The sequence below is a fragment of the Streptomyces sp. Root431 genome (genome assembly GCF_001426585.1).
Lineage (GTDB): Bacteria > Actinomycetota > Actinomycetes > Streptomycetales > Streptomycetaceae > Streptomyces > Streptomyces stackebrandtii.
Genome location: NZ_LMEI01000001.1, coordinates 684,124 through 702,620 on the forward strand (window position 1 = coordinate 684,124; position 18,497 = coordinate 702,620).

At 73.2% G+C, this 18,497-nt stretch carries 16 protein-coding genes and 1 tRNA gene; 1 reads left to right on the forward strand and 16 read right to left on the reverse strand.

What is annotated here, in order from left to right:
• Positions 1-81 precede the first annotated feature (81 nt).
• The 4 genes from ASC82_RS02990 to ASC82_RS03005 all read right to left on the reverse strand — a co-directional run bounded on the left by ASC82_RS02990 (position 82) and on the right by ASC82_RS03005 (position 6,357).
• Complete coding sequence (locus ASC82_RS02990) at positions 82-1,749, reverse strand: AMP-binding protein (RefSeq protein ID WP_056640963.1); 1,668 nt, start codon at positions 1,747-1,749, stop codon at positions 82-84.
• Positions 1,750-1,789: 40 nt separating this feature from the next.
• Positions 1,790-2,383 carry a lytic polysaccharide monooxygenase gene (locus ASC82_RS02995; RefSeq protein ID WP_024758913.1) on the reverse strand — a complete coding sequence of 198 codons (594 nt, stop codon included), beginning with the start codon at positions 2,381-2,383 and terminating at the stop codon, positions 1,790-1,792.
• 145 nt (positions 2,384-2,528) lie between these two features.
• Complete coding sequence (locus ASC82_RS30885) at positions 2,529-4,793, reverse strand: SPFH domain-containing protein (RefSeq protein ID WP_242427525.1); 2,265 nt, start codon at positions 4,791-4,793, stop codon at positions 2,529-2,531.
• Positions 4,794-4,818: 25 nt separating this feature from the next.
• Positions 4,819-6,357: a peptidoglycan-binding protein gene (locus tag ASC82_RS03005; protein WP_056640966.1), complete on the reverse strand. Its 1,539-nt coding sequence runs from the start codon at positions 6,355-6,357 to the stop codon at positions 4,819-4,821.
• A gap of 183 nt (positions 6,358-6,540) precedes the next feature.
• On the opposite strand from ASC82_RS03005, the gene ASC82_RS03010 reads away from it, so the two are divergent.
• A tRNA-Lys gene (locus ASC82_RS03010) sits at positions 6,541-6,614 on the forward strand.
• 70 nt (positions 6,615-6,684) lie between these two features.
• Here ASC82_RS03010 and ASC82_RS03015 read toward each other — a convergent pair.
• The 12 genes from ASC82_RS03015 to ASC82_RS03070 all read right to left on the reverse strand — a co-directional run bounded on the left by ASC82_RS03015 (position 6,685) and on the right by ASC82_RS03070 (position 18,490).
• Complete coding sequence (locus ASC82_RS03015; protein ID WP_056640969.1) at positions 6,685-7,719, reverse strand: glycoside hydrolase family 6 protein; 1,035 nt, start codon at positions 7,717-7,719, stop codon at positions 6,685-6,687.
• A 274-nt stretch (positions 7,720-7,993) separates the two neighbouring features.
• Complete coding sequence (locus ASC82_RS03020) at positions 7,994-8,698, reverse strand: class F sortase (RefSeq protein WP_056640971.1); 705 nt, start codon at positions 8,696-8,698, stop codon at positions 7,994-7,996.
• Between the two features lie 2 nt (positions 8,699-8,700).
• Positions 8,701-9,318, reverse strand: coding sequence for a hypothetical protein (locus ASC82_RS03025; RefSeq protein WP_056640974.1), 618 nt, complete (start codon positions 9,316-9,318; stop codon positions 8,701-8,703).
• Positions 9,319-9,392: 74 nt separating this feature from the next.
• Entirely contained in the window at positions 9,393-10,172 is a 780-nt protein-coding gene (locus ASC82_RS03030; protein WP_024761102.1) for an HAD-IIA family hydrolase, read from the reverse strand.
• A gap of 92 nt (positions 10,173-10,264) precedes the next feature.
• The gene (locus tag ASC82_RS03035; protein ID WP_056640977.1) at positions 10,265-11,809 is read right to left on the reverse strand and encodes an alkaline phosphatase family protein; all 1,545 of its coding nucleotides are present in this window, start codon (positions 11,807-11,809) and stop codon (positions 10,265-10,267) included.
• Between the two features lie 144 nt (positions 11,810-11,953).
• Entirely contained in the window at positions 11,954-13,012 is a 1,059-nt protein-coding gene (locus tag ASC82_RS03040; protein WP_056640980.1) for a 2-aminoethylphosphonate ABC transporter substrate-binding protein, read from the reverse strand.
• Between the two features lie 72 nt (positions 13,013-13,084).
• Positions 13,085-13,882, reverse strand: a complete 798-nt coding sequence (locus ASC82_RS03045; RefSeq protein WP_056640983.1) for an ABC transporter permease subunit — start codon at positions 13,880-13,882, stop codon at positions 13,085-13,087.
• Positions 13,869-14,741: a 2-aminoethylphosphonate ABC transporter permease subunit gene (locus ASC82_RS03050; RefSeq protein ID WP_056640986.1), complete on the reverse strand. Its 873-nt coding sequence runs from the start codon at positions 14,739-14,741 to the stop codon at positions 13,869-13,871. The genes ASC82_RS03045 and ASC82_RS03050 overlap by 14 nt, the downstream gene beginning before the upstream one ends.
• Positions 14,734-15,786, reverse strand: a complete 1,053-nt coding sequence (locus ASC82_RS03055) for an ABC transporter ATP-binding protein (RefSeq protein WP_056640989.1) — start codon at positions 15,784-15,786, stop codon at positions 14,734-14,736. The genes ASC82_RS03050 and ASC82_RS03055 overlap by 8 nt, the downstream gene beginning before the upstream one ends.
• A complete protein-coding gene (locus ASC82_RS03060; protein WP_056640994.1) occupies positions 15,783-16,469 on the reverse strand; it encodes a phosphonatase-like hydrolase in 687 nt (228 codons plus the stop codon). Before ASC82_RS03060 ends, ASC82_RS03055 begins: the two co-directional genes overlap by 4 nt.
• 5 nt (positions 16,470-16,474) lie before the next feature.
• Positions 16,475-17,596 (reverse strand): TIGR03364 family FAD-dependent oxidoreductase, encoded by a 1,122-nt coding sequence (locus ASC82_RS03065; protein WP_056640997.1) that lies wholly within the window; start codon positions 17,594-17,596, stop codon positions 16,475-16,477.
• Between the two features lie 135 nt (positions 17,597-17,731).
• Complete coding sequence (locus ASC82_RS03070) at positions 17,732-18,490, reverse strand: GntR family transcriptional regulator (protein ID WP_056641000.1); 759 nt, start codon at positions 18,488-18,490, stop codon at positions 17,732-17,734.
• Positions 18,491-18,497 lie beyond the last annotated feature (7 nt).

Here is an 18,497-nt window from a genome sequence, read left to right on the forward strand (position 1 = left end):
GGTCCGGTGCGGGGCCATGGGCCTGGGGGGCGTGGCGGGGGTAGGGCCGGCCCTACCCCCGCCTCCGCGCGTCCCCTCTGTCTATGCCGGGGTGCGGCCGTGGCGGGCGTACTCCTCCTGGAGCGTGGCGCTCGCCTCGGCGGTCAGGGGTTCGTACGGGGCGGTGGGGGTCGGGCGCCACCAGACCGGGTCCGGGCAGAGGAAGGACGCCCGGCGCAGGCCCACGCGGTGGATCTTGTTGGTGGCGGTGAGGGGCAGCTCCCGCATGACGCGGACGAAGCGCGGCGGCATCTTCGTGCCCAGGTCCGGCTGGGCGGCGAGGAAGGCCGCGAATTCCGCCGGGTCGAAGGAGGCGCCTTCGCGCAGGGCCATCGCCGCCATGACCTGGTCGCCGGCCACCGGGTCGGGTATCGCGTAGACCGCCACCCCGGCGGCCCGGTCCCAGCGGGCGAGGATGTTCTCGATCATCGCCGCCGCCAGGTTCTCGCTGTCGACCCGCAGGCGGTCGTCCGTGCGGCCCGCGAAGTAGAGGAAGCCGGCCTCGTCCCGGTAGAAGAGGTCGCCCGTCCAGTACCAGCCGCCGCGCAGCCGGACCGCCTCCGCCTCGGGGTTGCGCCAGTAGCCCTCGAAGGGGCTGCGGCCCCGGTTGACGAGCTCGCCGACCGCCTCGTCCGTGTTGAGGAGCCGCCCCGTGGGCGAGAAGCGGGCCGGTGCGCACTCCTTGCCGCTCTCCGCGTCCAGCACGGCCAGGTCGTCGCCCGGCGCGGCCCGCCCGATGGCCCCGGCCGGGGTGTCCGGGGTCCGCTGGATCGCCGCGCCGCCCTCGGACGATCCGTACCCCTCGACGAGCGGGACCCCGAACCGCTCGCGGAAGCGGGCCGCGTCCACGGCCCCCGCCTCCGTGCCGAAGCCGAGGCGCAGCGCGTGCGCGCGGTCGTCGGGTCCCGGCGGGGTGGCGAGCAGGTACTGCACGGCCCGGCCCACGTACGTGAAGTAGGTGGCGCCGAAGCGGCGCACGTCGGGCAGGAAGCCGGATGCCGAGAAGCGGGCCCGCAGCGCCACTCCCGCGCCGGCGGAGAGCGCGGGCGCCCAGTCCGCGATGACCGCGTTGCCGTGGAACATCGGCATGCAGACGTAGTGGACGTCGTCCGGCCGGACGGAGAAGTGGGCGGCGAGCGAGGCGCCGGCGGCCGCGAGCCGCCCCTGGCTGCAGAGCGCGGCCTTCGGCGCGCCCGTCGACCCTGAGGTGAAGGAGAGCAGGAAGCGGCTGTCGGGGCGTACGGGACCGAGGCTCGCGTCTCCCGGACGGGCGTCCGCGTAGGGGGCGAGGAGCTCACGGTAGGCGTCGGTGTCGGTGACGAGGATGCGCAGCCCCGGCAGCGGCAGGCCGTCGAGGAGCGGCAGGTGGGCGCGCTGGGTGACCAGGATCCGGCAGTCGGTGTGCCGGATGTCCCGGGCGAGTTCGGCGCCGCGCCGGGTGGGGTTGATCCCGGCGACGGCGGCCCCCGCGAGGGCCGCCGCGCCGAGCCAGAGCGGGTACTCCGGCGTGTTGTCGAGCAGGATGCCGAGGTGCGGCTCGCGCCCCGGCAGGGGAGGCATCAGGTCCACGAGCAGTGCGGCCCGCGCGGCGGCGCCCGCGGCGACCTCGTGGTGGCTGAGGGTGTGGTGCTCGTCCCTCAGGCCGGTCCGGTGGTCGCCCCATTGGCGTCGTACGAGCTCCGCGACGGTGTCCGCACCACTCCCACTCATGGGCCGGACTGTAACTGACGTACCGTCAGAACTGAATGCCTCAGAACGTGACGTCCGAGCAGGCGTAGAAGGCGTTCGCGGTGTCCGCGATCGTCCACACCGCCAGGATCAGGTGACGGCCCGTCTTGCCCGCCGGGAGGGTCCCGGAGTGCGAGAGGGTCGCCGGCGGCTGCTGGTTGTTGTAGGGGACGGTGAGGAACGGCTGGGGGTCGAGCGCGGCCCGCGTCAGCTTCTGACTCGGGTTCCAGCCGTTCTTGGTGATGTAGTACTTGAAGTCGGTGGTGCGGTGCCGGGCCGTGAACTGCCAGCGGAAGCTGTGGCTCTGCCCCGCCGTGAGGCTCGTCGCCGGCCAGGTGCCACCCCGGGGGTCGTCGAGCTGGGCGAACTGCGTGAGCCCGGCGGAACAGATCTTTCCGTCGGCGGGGCCGGCGGCGGGGAAGCCCTTGGGGCCCTCGACCGACTGCGGCTCCCACTGGATGGAGCCGCAGTTGGTCACGGTGCCGTTGGCGCAGAGCTTCTGGCGGCTGATCGGCGAGTCGGTGTAGCCGTGGCTGCCCGCGCTGCCGGTGGCGAGGAGGGTGGCGCCGGCGACGCCGAGCGCCACCACCGCCGCCCCTACTGACTTCTTGCGCATGTGCATGCTGTCGCTCCAGGAGAACGTGGGGGAGTTCCGTTGGGCCGTGCGCACGCGTGCGGTCTTGCCGGGTGTGGTGCAGGTGACTCATTTTGGTCTGGACCAAGTACCAAGGTATGGACGGAAGTTGAACATGTCCATCCCCTCAGGCCCCTTCGGCGGGTGCCGTCCTCCCCGTGTAGAACGCCACCGTCAGGTCCTTGACCAGCGCCTTGCGCTCGTAGTCGTCCAGCTCGACCAGACCACGACTGGTCAGCCGGTGGACCACGTCGTCCACCGCGTCCACCACCGACGTCAGGACACTGTCCCGGTGCTTCGCGTCGATCGCCGCGATCCGGCGCCGCTGCATCGCCGCCGCGACCTCCGGGGCGTACTCGATGCGCGTCGGCTGCGCCGAGAAGACGTCGACACCGACCGGGGCGCACTCCGCCGACAGCATCCGCGTCAGGGCCTCGCCGACCGCCTCCGCGTCCCGGAGCGTCGGGGCGTCCTCGTGGAAGGCGTCCGCCGGAAGCTGCGACAGCACCCGGGCCATCGCCGCCTCCACCTGCTCCCGCAGATAGTCCTCGTGCCCGTCGACGCCGAGCGCCGCCCGGACGGTGTCCCGCACCCGCCACACCACGAGCACGGTGACATCGAGCGCGGTGCCCTTGGCGTCGACCGCGGGCAGCGGCTCGCTGCGCCAGTGCCGGAGCCGGACGTCGACGCGACGGCGGAGCAGGAGCGGGCTGACCCAGACCAGGCCCGTACGGCGGACGGTGCCGCGGTAGTCGCCGAACAGGGTCAGGACCCAGGCGTAGCCGACCCGGCCGCGGCCGAGCCCGCCGAGCGCGAAGAGGGTGGCGACGACGCCGAGCGCGAGCAGCGCCCACTGGCCGAGGTGGATGCCGTTGTACGGGCGGGCCGGCAGCCGCAGCATCCGCGCCGCCTCCGCGGGCACGGCCCCCGCCCACCACACGACCGCCGCGCAACCGGCGAGCGCGAGGGCACCGCCGGCGACGCCGACCCAGCCGGGCAGCACCGGACCTGGCCGCTCGACGAGATCGGGGTCGGCGGTGGGGGCGGGGCGGGACTGCTTCCGGGCCTGGGAGGAGGACGGGGAGGGCGACTGCTTCTGGGGCTTGGCCTGCCCCTTGGTCTGCCCCTTGGTCTGCCCCTTGGCCTGTCCCTTGGTGGTCGCCCTCGCCTGTTCCTGCGCCTGCTGCTGCGTCTTCGCGGGCGCCGGGATCGCGGCCTTGCCGTTCTTGGCGGGGACGGTGGGCGCGGGCATGGCGACGGTGTCGGGCCCTCCGTCGTCCGGAGTCGCGCCGAGGGCGGTGGCACCGGCGCCCGGCTCGTCGCGGAAGAGCAGGTGCACCGGGATGGAGCCGGTGGTCTCGGCCCCGATCACGTTCTTGCGCCTCGCCACCCGTACGACACCGGCGACGGGCACCGAGAGCGCGGCGACCCGCGCCCCCGTGATCCGCCCGAAGTCGGGCACCTCGACGCGCTCCTTGACCACGGAGACCTTGGCCGCGACGGGGGCCACGGCGGCGGAGGCCGGGACGGGGGCGGAGGAGGAGGAAGCCGGTTCGGCTTCGCGGGTCGGGGTCGGGGTCGGGGTCGGTGAGGGAGTGGGAGTGGGGGCTGCGGCGGCCGGGGTCACGGCGGCTGCCGTGTCGGCCGCCCGCTCGGCGGGGGCGGGCGCGCTCGGCTCGGCGGGGGCTGGGGTAGGGGCCCCCACCCTCGGATCAGTGACCGCGCTCACCGGGGCGGGTGCGCGCGGCGGTGTGGCGGCGGGCGAGCCCGCCGACGCGGGCGCCGTCGTCGGCGCACCGGTGGCCGAGCCGGCCGGGGCGGGTGACCCCGTCCGCGTAACGGCGGACGAGCCCACGGGCGCGGGCGCGTCCCCGGGCCCGGCGGGTCTGCCCGCCGTCGGCCCCGAAGAGGCGGGCGTGCTCGTCGGCGGCGCGTCCGCGGGTGCCGCCGCAGCCACGGTCGGCGACCCCGTCGCCGTTCCGGCGCCCGTCGGCATACCCGCCTCGGGGCCCGGGGAGACGGGCGCGCTCGTCGGTGTGTCGGACGTCGGAAGTGCCGAGGCCGGCGCGCGCTCGGGCGTGTCCGCCGCCGGGGCGGGCGGGCCCGTGCTCTCGCCGGGGGCCGGTAGCGGCGCGGCCCGGTCGCCCGTCGGGGTGTCGGCGACCGGGCCCGTCAGGGCGGTGGGTGCGCTGTCCACCGGGGCGGCGGGCGCCGGGGCGGGTGGTGTCGGGGCCTGGTGCCGTGGTGTGGCCGTGGCGAGCGGCACCGGTTCCCCGCCCGTCGGGGGTGACGTGCGCGGAAGAGTGCCGTCCGTCAGGCGTCTGGCCGTGCGGGCCGCGTCACGCGAGGCCGCCGCGCCGGAGTCCGCGGGGGTCGGGGTCGATGCGGTCATTCGGGTCCACCTCATGCTCTCGGGGTCATCGGAACAAGCGCCGCCAGGTCTCCGGGCCCGGGTAGCCGTCGGCCGCTCCGCCGCGCCAGCCCTGAGCCCGCTGGAACGCCTCGACGTTGCGGCGGTCCGCCTCCGTCCAGCGCGGACCGGGTCCCGACAGGTAGTGCTTGCCGAAGCCCCGCTTCACCAGTTGTTTGCCCAGCTTCTCCACATATGCGTTGGATTGGCCCGGACGGAAGTAGCCACGCCCGGGGAACCCCGTCGCATTCGCGCTCGACCCGCCCGAACCACCCGATCCGCCGATGCTCTTGCCCCCGCCGGTCACGAGGAGCTTCCACGTCTGCGGGCCGGGCAGACCGTCCGCCTCCTTGCCCTTCCAGCCCTGTGCGAGCTGGAACGCCTGGGTCGCCCGGCGGTCCGCCTCGCCCCACTTCGGACCGGCGCCCTTGCTGTAGTACTTCTTGCCGCCGCGCTCGATGAGGAGCTTCCCGAGCTGCGTGACGTACGCGTTGTCGGCGCCCGGGCCGAACATCGCCGTGCCCGGGTACGGGGTCGCCGGCGTCGTCGGGGTCGACCCTCCGCCGGTCGTGCCGCCCCCGCTGCCGCCGCTCACCACGCCCTTGTAGCGGTAGGCCACGTACCGGGCGGAGTTCTCCCAGTACGCCATCGGCGTCGCCTGCTTCCGCGTGCGCGGCTTGGTCTGCTCGTACGCGATGTACGAGGTGTGGGTGTAGTCGGTCCAGCCGCCGAAGATCGTCACGTGCGAGCCGCGCGTCGGGTTGGCCGGGTTGTGGAAGAGCAGGATGTCGCCGGGCTGGAGCTCGGTGCGGTCGATCCGCTCGGCGAAGCGGTCGAGGCTGCCGGTCCACTCGTTGCTGCGCAGGTTCCAGGCCATGGAGATGTAGCCGGAGCAGTCCTGGCGGTACCCGTCCGACCAGTACTTCTCCATCGAGTACGGGACCTGCGCGGTCACCCACAGCTTGGCGCGGTTGATGATCTCGGCCCGGGTCGTCTGCCGCAGCGTGCCCGTCGAGATCTGACTGGTCGTCGGGGTCGTGCCCGTCCCTGTGCCGGTGCCCGGCGTCGGGGAGGGCTGGGGACCCGGGCCCGGCGCTCCGTGCAGCGGTTCCCGTCCGCCCTGCGGGGTCTCCGGCCCGGGCCAGGGGGCCACGGGGTCGGCGGCGTCCACGGCCGAGCGCTCCCGCAGGACCGCCGTGTCCACGTCCGTACCCGCGCCCCCGTTCTTGCCGATGTCCATGCCCAGGGCCGCGCCCGCGCCCTGACCCGTACCCGTACCCGCGCCCGCGTCCGCCGGGGTGAACGGGTCCGTCGGGCCGACCGGCTCCGCCGGGCGGGAGAGAGCCGTCGCCACTCCCGCCCCTCCCCCACCGAGAACCACTCCCGCCGCCGTCACCAGGACCAGCGCGCGGCGCGCGCCGTGCGCCGCCGGGTGGCCGCCCGCCCGCACGGGCAGGCCAAGCGCGAGGCCACGGCGCTGCTGGGCGCAGCCCGGGCAGCCGCAGTCGGCCGCGGGTTCGAACTCCTCGAAGACCGGCACGCTCATGCGATTCCCCTCCACACTCGTCAAGATCTTTTGACCCTCGTTTCGGGCGCTAGTGTCTCAACTGTCTGGACAAATCGCATTTTGACGGATCGAAGGCCTGATACGACCATCCGACAGGCCGGGCGCGACCGGTATTGGTCAGGAGCACACCTCCAGGTCGGGTAGAGTTCTCTCTGTCAGCAGGCGCCGCTAGCTCAGTTGGTTAGAGCAGCTGACTCTTAATCAGCGGGTCCGGGGTTCGAGTCCCTGGCGGCGCACGCAGAGTCAAGACCCCCTCACCATCGGTGAGGGGGTCTTGATCGTTCCCGGACTCTCTCCCGACCCCAACTACCGAACGTTCCGAGCGAGTTCCAGCGCGTACGCGTCGAACCACTCCCCCGCCCTCGGGCCGCCCCCGCACTCCCCGTCCGACTCCCCCGGCCGCTTGATCCACAGGTGCGCCGCGACCAGCGGGTCCCCGGTGCGGCGGGTCGGCGGCGCGCCGAGCGCGCGGCCCGGCGGGTTGCACCAGTTCTGGGCCGGGTCGCCCTCGGTGTAGGGGCCGTTCCCGTTCCTGCTGGTGTCGATCACGAAGGGCTTGCCGCCGACCAGCGCCGACAGCCGGCGGCCGTAGGCGGTGCTCGCCGCGGTCGTCTGGAAGTTCGAGACGTTGACCGCGAAGCCGTCGGCCTCGGCGATCCCGGCCTCCTGGAGCGGTCCGCGCAGCGCCTCGGGCGCGGCCCAGCCGGCGTTGCCCGCGTCCAGGTAGACGGTGGTGGCCGGCTGCCGCTTCAGCCGGCCGACGGCCGCCTTGAGCAGCTCGTACCGCTCCCCGTGGCGCTGCTCCTCGGTGCAGCCGTCGACGACGTGCATCACGGCGTCCGGTTCGAGGACGACGGTCGCGCGCCGCGCGCCGATGCCGCGGGCGACCCCGTCCACCCAGGCGCGGTAGGCGGCGGGGTCCGCCGCGCCGCCCGCCGAGTGCCGGCCGCAGTCGCGGTACGGGATGTCGTAGAGGACGAGGAGCGCCTCGCGCCCGGCGCGGGTGGCGGCCTCGGTGAGGGCGCGGGTCTCGGCCTCGGGCCGGTCGGCGCCGATCCACTCGGCGACGGGCCGGGACGCGATCCGCCGCAGGAGCCCGGCCTCGGCGGTGCGGCCGGCGGCGAGGTGCGCGGCCATCTGCCGGGCGGCCTTGCCGTCGGGGTTCACCCAGTAGGGGGCGGGCGCGGACGGTGTGGGCGCGGGGGCGGGACCGGCGGCGGGCGGCTCGCTCCTGTCCGCACGCGGGGTCGCCGGGCTCGTACAGCCGGCGGCGAGGAGGACGGCGAGCGCGAGAGCCGGGAGGGTGGGTCCCGCACGGCGCGCGCCAGAAAATACGGACATTCGGGGCCCCTCGGCACGTACGGAGCGGTCGTCGTCATCGTGACACGACAGCCCTCTGGGCCGGGCGAGGCAGGGCCTCTACAGTTTCCGGAACCCCGACCTCCCGCGGTCGGCACCGGGCTCCTCCCGCCGCCCGTGAGCCCCGCGGTCGAGGACCGGACCGGCCGGTGGCGCCGCGGGACGCGACCCACCGGCCGGGGCCCGGTCGCCGGGCCCCGTCGGCCGACGGGTGGCCGTCGGACCTCCATCCGTACGGGCCCGGGCGCCCCGGCCCTCAGGTGCCGGTCGCCGCCGTCTCCGTGCCCGTCTCCGTGCCCGTCTCCGTCCCCGTGAGGTACGCCGAGACGACCACGTTCGCCGAGTACGTGCCGGCCGTGCGGTCGAAGGTGCCGCCGCAGGTGATCAGGCGCAGCTCGGCCCTGCGGGGTTCGCGCGGGCCGTAGACCTTCGTCGCGTCGAAGTCCTCGCGCGGGAAGACCTGGACGTCGTCGACCGTGAATTCGGCGACCGTGCCGTCCGTCCGGGTGACCCGGACCTTCGCGCCGGGGCGGGCCGCGCTCAGGCCGTAGAAGACCGCCGGGCGGGTGTCCGTGTCGACGTGGCCGACGAGGAGGGCCGCCCCCGCCGCGCCCGGCTGCGTACCGGCGCCGAACCAGCCCACGGTGTGGGACATCTCGAAGGGCGGCGGGTCGATCGCGCCCGTACCGTCCAGGCCGCGCGCCACGACGGGCGCGGCGATGCCGAGGGACGGGACCTCCACCCGCCGGGGTTCGGCGGGGGCGATCGGCGCGTGGGCCGGGGGCAGGGCCACGCCGAGCGGCCGGCCGACGGCGGCGATGTCGCCGTGGGTGGGGGCGGAGCTGCCCCCGGGGCCCTCGGTGACCTCGCGGCCCCAGAGCCAGAGCCCGAGGAGCAGCAGCGCCCAGGTCACGCCGGTGACGAGCCGCCCGGTGCCCGCCGGGCGGGTTCCGGACGACATCCTCAGTCCGTGCCCGTGCCCGTGCCGGACCCGGCGGCGCGGCGGCGGGAGGAGCTGCGGAAGGCGACCGCCACGGCCGCGATGGCGGCCAGGCCGAGGCCGAGCAGGGTGTACGGCGTGCCGAGGCCGCTCTCGCTCGTGGTCTGGGCGACTCCGGGGGCGGCCGGGGCGGCGAAGGCGGCGGTGCCGCCGCCGCCGGCGCGGACCGGGGCGACCGGGGTGGCGTGGTGGGTCGGCTCGTGCGTCGGCTTGTGGGTCGGCTGCTGGTGCCTGACCTGCACGGTTCCGACGTCCGGGTGGTCGTGGCCGTCGCAGGTCACGCTGACCTTGTACGTACCGTCCTCGAGTCCGGACTTGACCGTGGTGTCCCCGAACAGCGGGTAGTCCCCGCCGTCCCGGCCGGTGAGCTCGACGTCGGCGACGAACGCCGGGGACTTCGCGGCACCGGTCGTGCCCTTGCAGCCCTGGACGCGGACGTCGACGTCGGCGCCGGGCGAGGCGGTGGACGGGGTGACGGTGACCTTCACGCCGTCGTGGGCGTACGCGCTGCCGGCCGTGGGAGCCAGTACGAGTACCAGGGCCGCCCCTGCGGCACGGAGAGCAATGGGACCTGAACGCATCGTGACCTCCTGATACTGGCAGGGTCACCCGGATCGGCGCTCTTCGCATCCGCAGGGGGCGGGCGGAGCGGCCGCTACACGCGGTCGACGATGTCCGCGATCGAGTCGACGATCTTGGACGGGCGGAACGGGAAGCGGTCGATCTCGGCCTGGCTCGTCAGGCCCGTCAGGACGAGGAAGGTCTGCATGCCCGCCTCCAGGCCGGCCAGGATGTCGGTGTCCATCCGGTCGCCGATCATCGCGCTGGACTCGGAGTGGGCGCCGATCGCGTTGAGGCCGGTGCGCATCATGAGCGGGTTCGGCTTGCCCGCGAAGTACGGCTCCTTGCCGGTGGCCTTCGTGATGAGCGCGGCGACGGAGCCGGTGGCCGGGAGGGGGCCCTCCAGGGAGGGGCCGGTCTCGTCGGGGTTGGTGCAGATGAAGCGGGCTCCGCCGTTGATGAGCCGGACGGCCTTGGTCATCGCCTCGAAGGAGTACGTCCGGGTCTCGCCGAGGACCACGTAGTCCGGGGCGTGGTCGGTGAGGACGTAGCCGATGTCGTGCAGCGCGGTGGTGAGACCGGCCTCGCCGATGACGTACGCGGTGCCGCCGGGGCGCTGGTCGTCGAGGAACTTGGCGGTGGCGAGCGCCGAGGTCCAGATGTTCTCGACGGGGACTTCGAGGCCCATCCGCATGAGGCGGGCGTGCAGGTCGCGGGCCGTGTACATCGAGTTGTTCGTGAGCACCAGGAAGGGCTTCCCGGTCTCCCGCAGCTTCTTGATGAACGCGTCGGCGCCGGGGATCGGAACGCCCTCGTGGATGAGGACGCCGTCCATGTCGGTCAGCCAGGATTCGATCGGCTTGCGCTCTGCCATGGGTGCGGGACTCCTGCCGTACAGATGCACGCACGTGACGTGCGGTGTGCTGGGGGCGCCGCGACAGCGCTGTGGCGACGCCCCCAGCCTAATCAGGAAGCCGTGACCTTGACCCCGTCGATCGTCCAGTACCAGTTGTTGGCTCCGGTGTAGCGGAAGCGGAAGCTCACGCTGGACGTCCCGGCGGGGACGTTCACGGTGAGCGACTGGGGCTGGGAGATCACGTCGGAGGTGTAGCTCTTGACGACGGTCGGGGTGCCGCCGTTGAAGCTCGCCAGGACCTGCGCGGACTGGCTGCCCTCCTGGCGGTAGAAGGTCGTGAAGTCGAGGGTGGCCCTGGTCGCGCCGGAGACGCTGTACGCGGGGGTGACCAGGGTCGAGTCGTACGTGCCCGAGAAGGACTTGTCGGCCCATTCGTCGGAGTCGGCGACGGCGAAGACGCCCCGGGCGCGGACGTTCAGCTCGCGGGACTGGTCGCGCTGGGAGCGGGACCAGAACTCGTCGGTGGCGAAGGACCAGCCGCGCCACTCGGTCATGCCGCCGGTGCCCATGGCGTTGTTGATGACGGACCAGCCGCTGGGCGCGGTGTGGGTGAAGCCGAGGATCCCGGCGGGGATGCCGGTCTCGTCGACGCGGCCGCTCAGCGAGCCGTAGAGGCTGTCGAAGGGGTCGGTCGAGCGCTGCTGGACCGGCTTGCCGTCGAGGCCCCAGGACGGGTCGGGGACGATGCCGAGCTGGTGGAAGACGGTGGCGGCGACGTCGACGAGCCGGGTGTCGATCGGGCGGGCGCCGACGGCGATGCCGGGGCCCTGCGCGAGGACGAAGGTGCGGCGCTCCTCGATGGAGGAGCCGCCGTGGCCGCCGCCGTCGGTGTGGCCGTGGTCGGTGGCGACGATGACCGTCCAGCGCTCCGTGGCGTACGAGGGGCGGGCCTTGATCGCGGTGAGCAGCCGGCCGAGGTAGGCGTCCTGGACGTCGATGGCGTCGAGGTACTTGCTGTGCGCCGCGCCGTAGTTGTGGCCGATCTCGTCGGTCTCGCCGAAGTAGACGAAGAGGACGTCCGGGTTCTGGTTGCGGAGGATGTCCTCCGTCGCCTCGGTGATCACGAGGTCGTTGACCACGTAGTCGTTGTTGTAGACGAGCTTGGCGTCGGCGCCGGGGGTGACCGTGCCGTGGGTGTCCAGCTCGGGCCAGTCGACGGCGGCGAAGAGCGAGAGCTCGGGGCGGATCTGGTGCAAGCGGGCCAGGAATCCGGGGTACTTGGCGTAGTTCTTGCCGGTGAAGGTGTTGTCCTTCACGCCGTGCTTGTCGGGCCACACGCCGGTGGAGATCGTGGACCAGCCGGGGCCGGAGGAGGTCGCGGCCATCGGGTTGGCGTAGAGCAGCGAGCGGCCGAACGTGCCGTTCGTCATCAGGGACTTGAGGTTCGGGGCCTGGGCGGCGTCGATCCGGTCGTACCGCAGGCCGTCCATGCCGACGACGAGCACCTTGTCCTTGCTGGTGCCGTCGGGGAGCGCGGGCGCGGCGGTGGTGGCCGCGTGGGCGGCGGGGGCGGTGAGCGCGCCGGTGGCGGCGACGGCCGCGGTGGCGCCGGCGGCGGCGAGCACGGTGCGGCGGGAGATGCCGGTGATCGGCATGTCGGAGTCCTCCGTGAAAGGGGGGCGGGCGTGCCAACGCCCCTGATTCCTCAGGGGCGTTGGTTCGTACCCGTTATCTTTCCGCGATCTGCGGAGGCTTTCCAGGGGCGTGCGGTGAACTCTTGGCTGCCGATCGGCTACCGATCAGCTTCCGGTCGCGGACTTCCACGCGTCGACGTACGTCTTCAGGTTCTTGTCGATGTCGGCCCAGTCCGGCTCGAAGATCTCGACGCCGTCGAGGATCTTGGCGAGCTCGATCGCGTTGGCGTCGGTGGGCTTGACGTCCTTGCGGGCCGGGAAGCCGCCGCCGATCGCGCTGACCTCGCGCTGCGCCTGCTCGCTCAGCATGAAGTCGAGGAGCTTCTTGCCGTTCTCGCCGTGCGGGGCCTTGTCGACGAGGCCGGCGGCGTACGGCAGGGCGAAGGTGGTCGGCTTGCCCGCGCCCTTGGCCGGGAACCAGATGCCGAGGTTCGGCATGGACCGGGCCTGGGCGAAGTTCATCTGGACGTCGCCGTTGGCGACGAGCAGTTCGCCCTTGTCGACCTTCGGGGCGAGCTTGGAGGTGGAGGAGGACGGGCCGACGTTGTTGGCCTGGAGCTTCTTCAGGTACTCCATCGCCGGCTCCTGGCCGCCGAAGTCGTGCATGGCCTTGATGAGGACGGCGGTGCCGTCGCCCGCGACGCCGGGGGTCGAGTACTGGAGCTTGTTCTTGTACTTCGCGTCGAGCAGCTCCTCCCAGCTCTTGGGGGCGGCGGGGAGCTCCTTCTTGTTGTGGATGAAGCCGAAGTAGTTGTTGACGACCGAGGTCCACTTGCCGTCGCCGGACTTGTCGGCGCCGCTGACCTGGTCGGAGCCCTGCGGCTCGTACGCCTGGAGCAGGCCCTTGGAGTCGGCCTGCTGGATGAAGGGCGGCAGGGTCACGATGACGTCGGCCTGGGTGTTGCTCTTCTCGCGGAGGGCGCGCTGCACCATCTCGCCGGAGCCGCCCTCGACGTACTCGACCTTGATGCCCGTCTTCTTCTCGAAGTCCTTGAAGACCTTGTCGTACCAGCCGTCGCCCGCCTCGCCCTTGAGGCCGTCGGCGCTGTAGACGGTCACGGTCTTCTCGTCGGACGCGGCGGAGGATCCGCCGCAGGCGGTGAGGGTGGAGGCGAGGGCGAGAGCGCCGGTGACGGCGGCGATCGGCTTGGCGTACGTACGCATAACGTCGTTTTCTCCTAGCGGGCTGCGGACTGGCGGGCTGCGGATGGCGGACTGCGGACTGCGGACTGCGGACTAGCGGAAGGAAGCTCTGGTGCGGATGCGGGAGACGGCGAGCAGGGCCAGCAGGGTCGCGGTCATGAGGACCACGGCGAGCGCCGAACCGGTGAAGAGCGAACCCCGGTCGGTGGACGTGAAGATGAGCACCGGAAGCGGCAGCCAGTCCGGCGGGTAGAGCATCATCGTGGCGCTCAGCTCGCCCATGGACAGGGCGAAGCAGAGCCCGGCCGCCGCGTTCAGGGACGGCAGCAGGAGCGGCAGCTTCACCCGGAGCAGGACGTACGAGGGGCGGGCGCCGAGGCTGGCCGCCGCCTGCTCGTACATCGGGTCGAGGCGGCGGATGGCCGCCGAGACCGACTGGTGGGCGAAGGCCGTGACGAGCACGGTGTGCGCGAGGATCACGATCCAGCGCGTGCCGTTGAGGAGCAGCGGCGGCTGCGAGAAGGCCACGAGGACGGCGAGGCCGACGACGACGGACGGCACGGCGACCGGCAGCATGAACAGGGCGTCGAGGATCCGGCGGCCCCGCTTGCCCATCGCGGCGGAGGCGAGCGCCGCCCAGGTCCCGATCGTCAGGGCGACGAGGCTCGCGGTGACGGCGGTGACCAGGCTGGTGGTGAGCGCCTGGAGGGACTCCCCTCGCACGGCCGCCGTGTAGTGGGCGGTGGTGGGTCCTGAGGGGAAGGCGCCGGACCAGTGCGTGGAGAACGAGGCGGCGACGATGACGAGCAGGGGCAGGGCGAAGAGGGGGACGAAGAGGAGCGCGAACAGCGCCCAGGCCGTCCACTTGCCCGTACGGCTATGCACCAGCACGGCGGCTCACCCCCCGGTAGAGGACGTAGAGGCCCACGGAGAGCGCGACGTTGACGACGGCGACGACACAGGCGGCCGCGTAGTCGGATTCGAGGATCGCCTTGCTGTAGACGAGCATCGGGAGGGTCGTGACGCCCTTGGCGCCGGTGAAGAGGACGATCCCGAACTCGTTGAGACACATGACGAGGACGAGGCTGCCGCCGGCGGCGAGCGCGGGCAGCGCCTCGGGCAGGATCACCTGCCGGATGATGCGGAGCGGCCTCGCGCCGAGGGAGGACGCCACCTCCAGCTGGGCGGTCTCCAGTTGCGAGAACGCGGCGAGGAGGGGGCGCATCACGAAGGGCGTGAAGTACGTGATCTCGGCGAGGAGGACGCCCCAGGGGGTGGTCAGGAACTGGAAGGGGCCGGTCGCGTCGCCGGTGACGTCCGTCCAGACGCCGTTGGCCATGCCGACCGTGCCGTAGAGGAACAGCAGGGCGAGCGTGATCAGGAACGACGGGAAGGAGAGGAAGACGTCGATGAACTTCGCCACCGCCTTCCCGCCGGGGAAGGGCACGAAGGCGATCACGAGCGCGAGCGCGAAGCCGAGGACGAGGCAGCCGGCGGTGGAGGCGACGGCGAGCCACACGGTGGTGACGAGGGCGTCGCGGAAGGACGCGGAGGCGAAGACGTCGGCGTACGCGCCGGGCGCCAGCGACTCCTGGACGACCAGCGCGAGCGGGTAGAGGAAGACGAGGGCGAGGACGGCGACGGGTGGCAGGGCCCAGACCCAGGCGGGGATCGAGCGGGACGTCCTCGGGGACGGGCCGGGCTCCTGGTCCGTCGCCGCCGGGGCGGCGAGCCGCACGGCGCTAGCCATCGGCCACCCCCGCGCCGAGCAGCACCGCGTCCTCCGGCGCGAAGTGGAGCGTGACCTCGGTGCCGAGGGCCGGCGTCTCCCTGAGCTCCCGTACGTCCGCCTTCACGCGGTGGCCGCCGACCTCGACGTACAGCCGGTGGGTGGAGCCCCGCCACTGGACCTCGGTGATGCGGCCCCGGAGCGCGTTCGGGCCTTCGCCGAGGCCGACGAGGTGCGGGCGGACGCAGAGGGTGGCGCTCGCGCCGGCGGCGACCCCGTCGGTGGGGACCTTCAGCTCGGCGCCCGCGAAGGCCACCCCGTCCGCGCCGACGGTCACCGGCAGCAGGTTGGCGTTCCCGACGAACGACGCCGTGAACTCCGTACGCGGACGGCGGTACAGGTCCTGCGGGGTGCCGCAGTCCTGGAGCCGGGCCTTGTCCATGACGGCGATCCGGTCGGCGAGGGTGAGCGCCTCGACCTGGTCGTGGGTGACGTACAGGATCGACACGTCGGGCAACTCGCGGTGCAGGCGGGCCAGTTCGGCCAGCATGCCGGAGCGGAGCTGTGCGTCGAGGGCGGAGAGCGGCTCGTCGAGGAGGAGGACGCGCGGCCGGATCGCGAGGGCGCGGGCGATGGCGACGCGCTGCTGCTGTCCGCCGGACAGCTCGCGGGGGTAGCGGCGCGCGTACGCGGCCATGCCCGTCATCTCCAGGGCCTCGGCGACCCGGGCCGGGATCTCGGCCTTGGGCGCCTTCCGGGCCTTGAGGCCGAAGGCGACGTTGGCGTCGACGCGCAGGTGCGGGAAGAGGGCGTACTGCTGGACGACCATGCCGATGCCCCGCCGGTACGGCGGGAGGGCGGTGACGTCCTGGCCGCCGATGAACACCCGCCCGGAGGCCGGCCTGACGAACCCGGCGACGGCCCGCAGCGCGGTCGTCTTGCCGGATCCGGAGGGGCCGAGGAGGGCCATGACCTCGCCGGGTTCGACGGTCAGGTCGAGGCCGTCGAGGACGGTCGTGCCGCCGTACGCGACGGAGACGCCGTCGAAGCGGATGCCGCTGTTCATGCCTCCAGCTCCCGGAGGAGCGCGGGGAGTTCGGCGATCGAGGCGAGGACGTGGGTGGCGCCGTGCTCCTGGAGGGCGCTCTCGCCGTGGGCGCCGGTGAGGACGCCCGCGACGAGCCCTGCGCCCGCGCGGGAGCCGCTGAGCATGTCGTACGAGGTGTCGCCGGCGACCGCGATGCGCCGGACGTCGTCGACCGCGCCCGTGCGGAGGAGGGCCGCGAGGACCATGTCCGGGTAGGGGCGGCCCCGGCCGCCGGCGTCGGCCGGGCAGAGGGTCAGCCCGACGAGGTCGCGCCAGCCGAGGGCGTCGAGGATGGCGTCCTGGGTGACCCGGGCGAAGCCGGTGGTGAGGACGACCGTCCTGCCCTGCTCCTTCAGCGTGGCGACGGCCTCGGCCGCGCCGGGGATCGGGGCGATCAGGCCGCCGGAGACCAGCTCTCCGTACGCCTCCTCGAAGGCGAGGTTGGCCTGCTGGGCGCGCTGCTCGTCGCCGCCGAAGAGGTGGCGGAAGACGGAGATCTTGGACTCGCCCATGGTGGCGCGGACGTAGTCGATCATCGTGGCGGGATCCTCGCCGAGGCGCTCGGCGGCGGCGCCGAACGCCCGCTCGACGAGGCCGCCGTCGGCGACGGTCGTCCCGGCCATGTCGAGGACGACGAGGTTCATCGGGTCGCTCTTGGTCATCGGTGTCACCAGCCCAGTTCGTTCGCGGTCGTCTCGGCGATGGCCGGCGAGCAGGTCATGCCGCGCCCGCCGGGCCCGGTCACCAGCCACACGCCGTCGCCGACCTGCTGGCGGTGCACGACCCTGCTGGTGTCGACGCACTGCGCGTACACCCCGGCCCAGCGGCGCTTGATCTTCGGCAGCGGGCGGCCGAGGAACGACTCGACGACGCGGGTGAGGTGCTCGTAGGGGTCTTCGAGGGTGTCGAAGGCGAAGGGGTGCTCGTACTCGTGGGTGTCGCCGATCGTCAGTCCGCCGTCGAGCCGCTGCACCATGAGGAGCTGCATCTTGTGGGCGGCGGCGGTCGGGTCCTGCGGCTGCCCGGAGTTGAGGGCGTCGAGCGCCTCGGAGGCGTACGCCGGGTAGTAGCGGAAGGAGTCGGCGTCGGCGACGGAGGTGGTGAGCGGCTCGCCGAGGGGCTCGGTCTGCATCATCTGGAGCCGGACGCGGCGGACGGGTATCTCGCCGGCGACCTCGCGGACGAGGCCGGAGAGCCAGGCGCCGGTGCACAGGACGACGGCGTCGCCGGTGTGCGTCTCGCCCCGGTCGTCGCGGACGGCGCCCCTGCCGACGACGTCCCGGACCTCGCGGTTCGGCAGGAACGTGTACTTGCCGGTGGCCAGCAGGGCCTCGCGGAGGGCGAGTTGGGCGAGGCGCGGCTCGACGGCGGCGTCCCGCTCGCACCAGAGGGCCGCCTCGAACGTCCCTCGGAGGGCGGGGTTGACCGCGCGGGCCTCGTCCGCCGTCAGCAGCTTGTAGCCGCGGGCTGCGGCGTCGGGGCGCGCCAGGGCGGCCTCGGCGACGGCCAGTTCCAGGTCGTTGCGTACGGGCGTGAGCGAGCCGATGGCCCGGAAGCCGAGGCCGGGGACGCGGGCCCCGACGCCCTCCCACAGCTCGCGGGCGCGCAGGGCGGTGTCGAGCTCCTCCCCGCCCGCGCGTCCGCTCACCCAGATCTGGCCGAAGTTGCGGAGGGACGCTCCGCGCGCCTCCGCCTCGCGCTCGATGTGTACGACCTCATGGCCGCGTTCCACTGCGTGCCAGGCGTGCATGGTTCCCACCACGCCGGCTCCTACGACGATCACCTTCATGGCCGAAACGGTCGTGGCGGCGGGTGGCCCGGACGGATCCGGTGGGCAACGGGACGGTGAACGGCCCGACAAGCTTGGACCAGACCCGTTATCTTCTCGTTACCCAAGGGGTGGGTGCGGGCGGGCGGATCGGGGTCAGTCCTGGCGGCCCAGGTGCGCGGTGAAGCTGAAGCGGTCGCCGCGGTAGAGGGTGCGGACCCGCTCCAGCGGCCGCCCCGAGGTGTCCCGCGAGACACGGTGGAGCAGGAGCATCGGCAGGGCGGGCGGGGTGCCGATGAGCAGGGCCTCGCGCGGGGTCGCGAGGACGGTCTCGATGCGCTCGTCGGCGTCGCCGAAGGTCACGCCGAGGTGGTCGTGGAGGTAGGCGTAGAAGGAGGAGTCCGGGTCGAAGTCGACGTCCAGGCGCGGGGCGCGGGCCTCGGAGACGTACGTGCTCTCCAGGCCGACCCGCTCGTCGTCGGCGAGCAGCACGCGCTCCATGTGCCAGACGGACTCGCCGCGTTCGGCGCCGATCTCCGGCGCGAGCGCCTCCGGGCAGGGGAAGCGGTCGAGGGAGATCAGGCTGCGGCCGGGGCGGCGGCCCTGGCGGCGGACGCCCTCCGTGTAACTGGCGAGCGACAGGGGCTGTTCCAGCTTGGGGCCCGCGACGACCGTGCCCCGGCCCTGGCGGCGCACCCGCCCTTCCAGGAGGAGTTCGCGCAGCGCCTGCCGGACGGTCTCGCGGGACACCTCGTACCGGACGGCGAGGTCGCGCTCGGTGGGCAGCAGCCCGCCCTCCCCCAACTCGTCGACGAGCAGGGCGAGTTTCGCCTTCACGGCGTAGTACTTGGGGACCCTGCCGTGCTCGGGTACTCCGGAACGGACGGGGGCGCCGGGGTCGGTCTGGTAGTTCACGGAGGGA

What these genes read in the sequence shown, in the direction of transcription:
- ASC82_RS02990 (WP_056640963.1), bottom strand. Translation starts at nt 1,749, where the DNA reads ATGAGTGGGAGTGGTGCGGACACCGTCGCGGAGCTCGTACGACGCCAA.
- ASC82_RS02995 (WP_024758913.1), bottom strand. Translation starts at nt 2,383, where the DNA reads ATGCGCAAGAAGTCAGTAGGGGCGGCGGTGGTGGCGCTCGGCGTCGCC.
- ASC82_RS30885 (WP_242427525.1), bottom strand. Translation starts at nt 4,793, where the DNA reads ATGACCGCATCGACCCCGACCCCCGCGGACTCCGGCGCGGCGGCCTCG.
- ASC82_RS03005 (WP_056640966.1), bottom strand. Translation starts at nt 6,357, where the DNA reads ATGAGCGTGCCGGTCTTCGAGGAGTTCGAACCCGCGGCCGACTGCGGC.
- ASC82_RS03015 (WP_056640969.1), bottom strand. Translation starts at nt 7,719, where the DNA reads ATGTCCGTATTTTCTGGCGCGCGCCGTGCGGGACCCACCCTCCCGGCT.
- ASC82_RS03020 (WP_056640971.1), bottom strand. Translation starts at nt 8,698, where the DNA reads ATGTCGTCCGGAACCCGCCCGGCGGGCACCGGGCGGCTCGTCACCGGC.
- ASC82_RS03025 (WP_056640974.1), bottom strand. Translation starts at nt 9,318, where the DNA reads ATGCGTTCAGGTCCCATTGCTCTCCGTGCCGCAGGGGCGGCCCTGGTA.
- ASC82_RS03030 (WP_024761102.1), bottom strand. Translation starts at nt 10,172, where the DNA reads ATGGCAGAGCGCAAGCCGATCGAATCCTGGCTGACCGACATGGACGGC.
- ASC82_RS03035 (WP_056640977.1), bottom strand. Translation starts at nt 11,809, where the DNA reads ATGCCGATCACCGGCATCTCCCGCCGCACCGTGCTCGCCGCCGCCGGC.
- ASC82_RS03040 (WP_056640980.1), bottom strand. Translation starts at nt 13,012, where the DNA reads ATGCGTACGTACGCCAAGCCGATCGCCGCCGTCACCGGCGCTCTCGCC.
- ASC82_RS03050 (WP_056640986.1), bottom strand. Translation starts at nt 14,741, where the DNA reads ATGGCTAGCGCCGTGCGGCTCGCCGCCCCGGCGGCGACGGACCAGGAG.
- ASC82_RS03055 (WP_056640989.1), bottom strand. Translation starts at nt 15,786, where the DNA reads ATGAACAGCGGCATCCGCTTCGACGGCGTCTCCGTCGCGTACGGCGGC.
- ASC82_RS03060 (WP_056640994.1), bottom strand. Translation starts at nt 16,469, where the DNA reads ATGACCAAGAGCGACCCGATGAACCTCGTCGTCCTCGACATGGCCGGG.
- ASC82_RS03065 (WP_056640997.1), bottom strand. Translation starts at nt 17,596, where the DNA reads ATGAAGGTGATCGTCGTAGGAGCCGGCGTGGTGGGAACCATGCACGCC.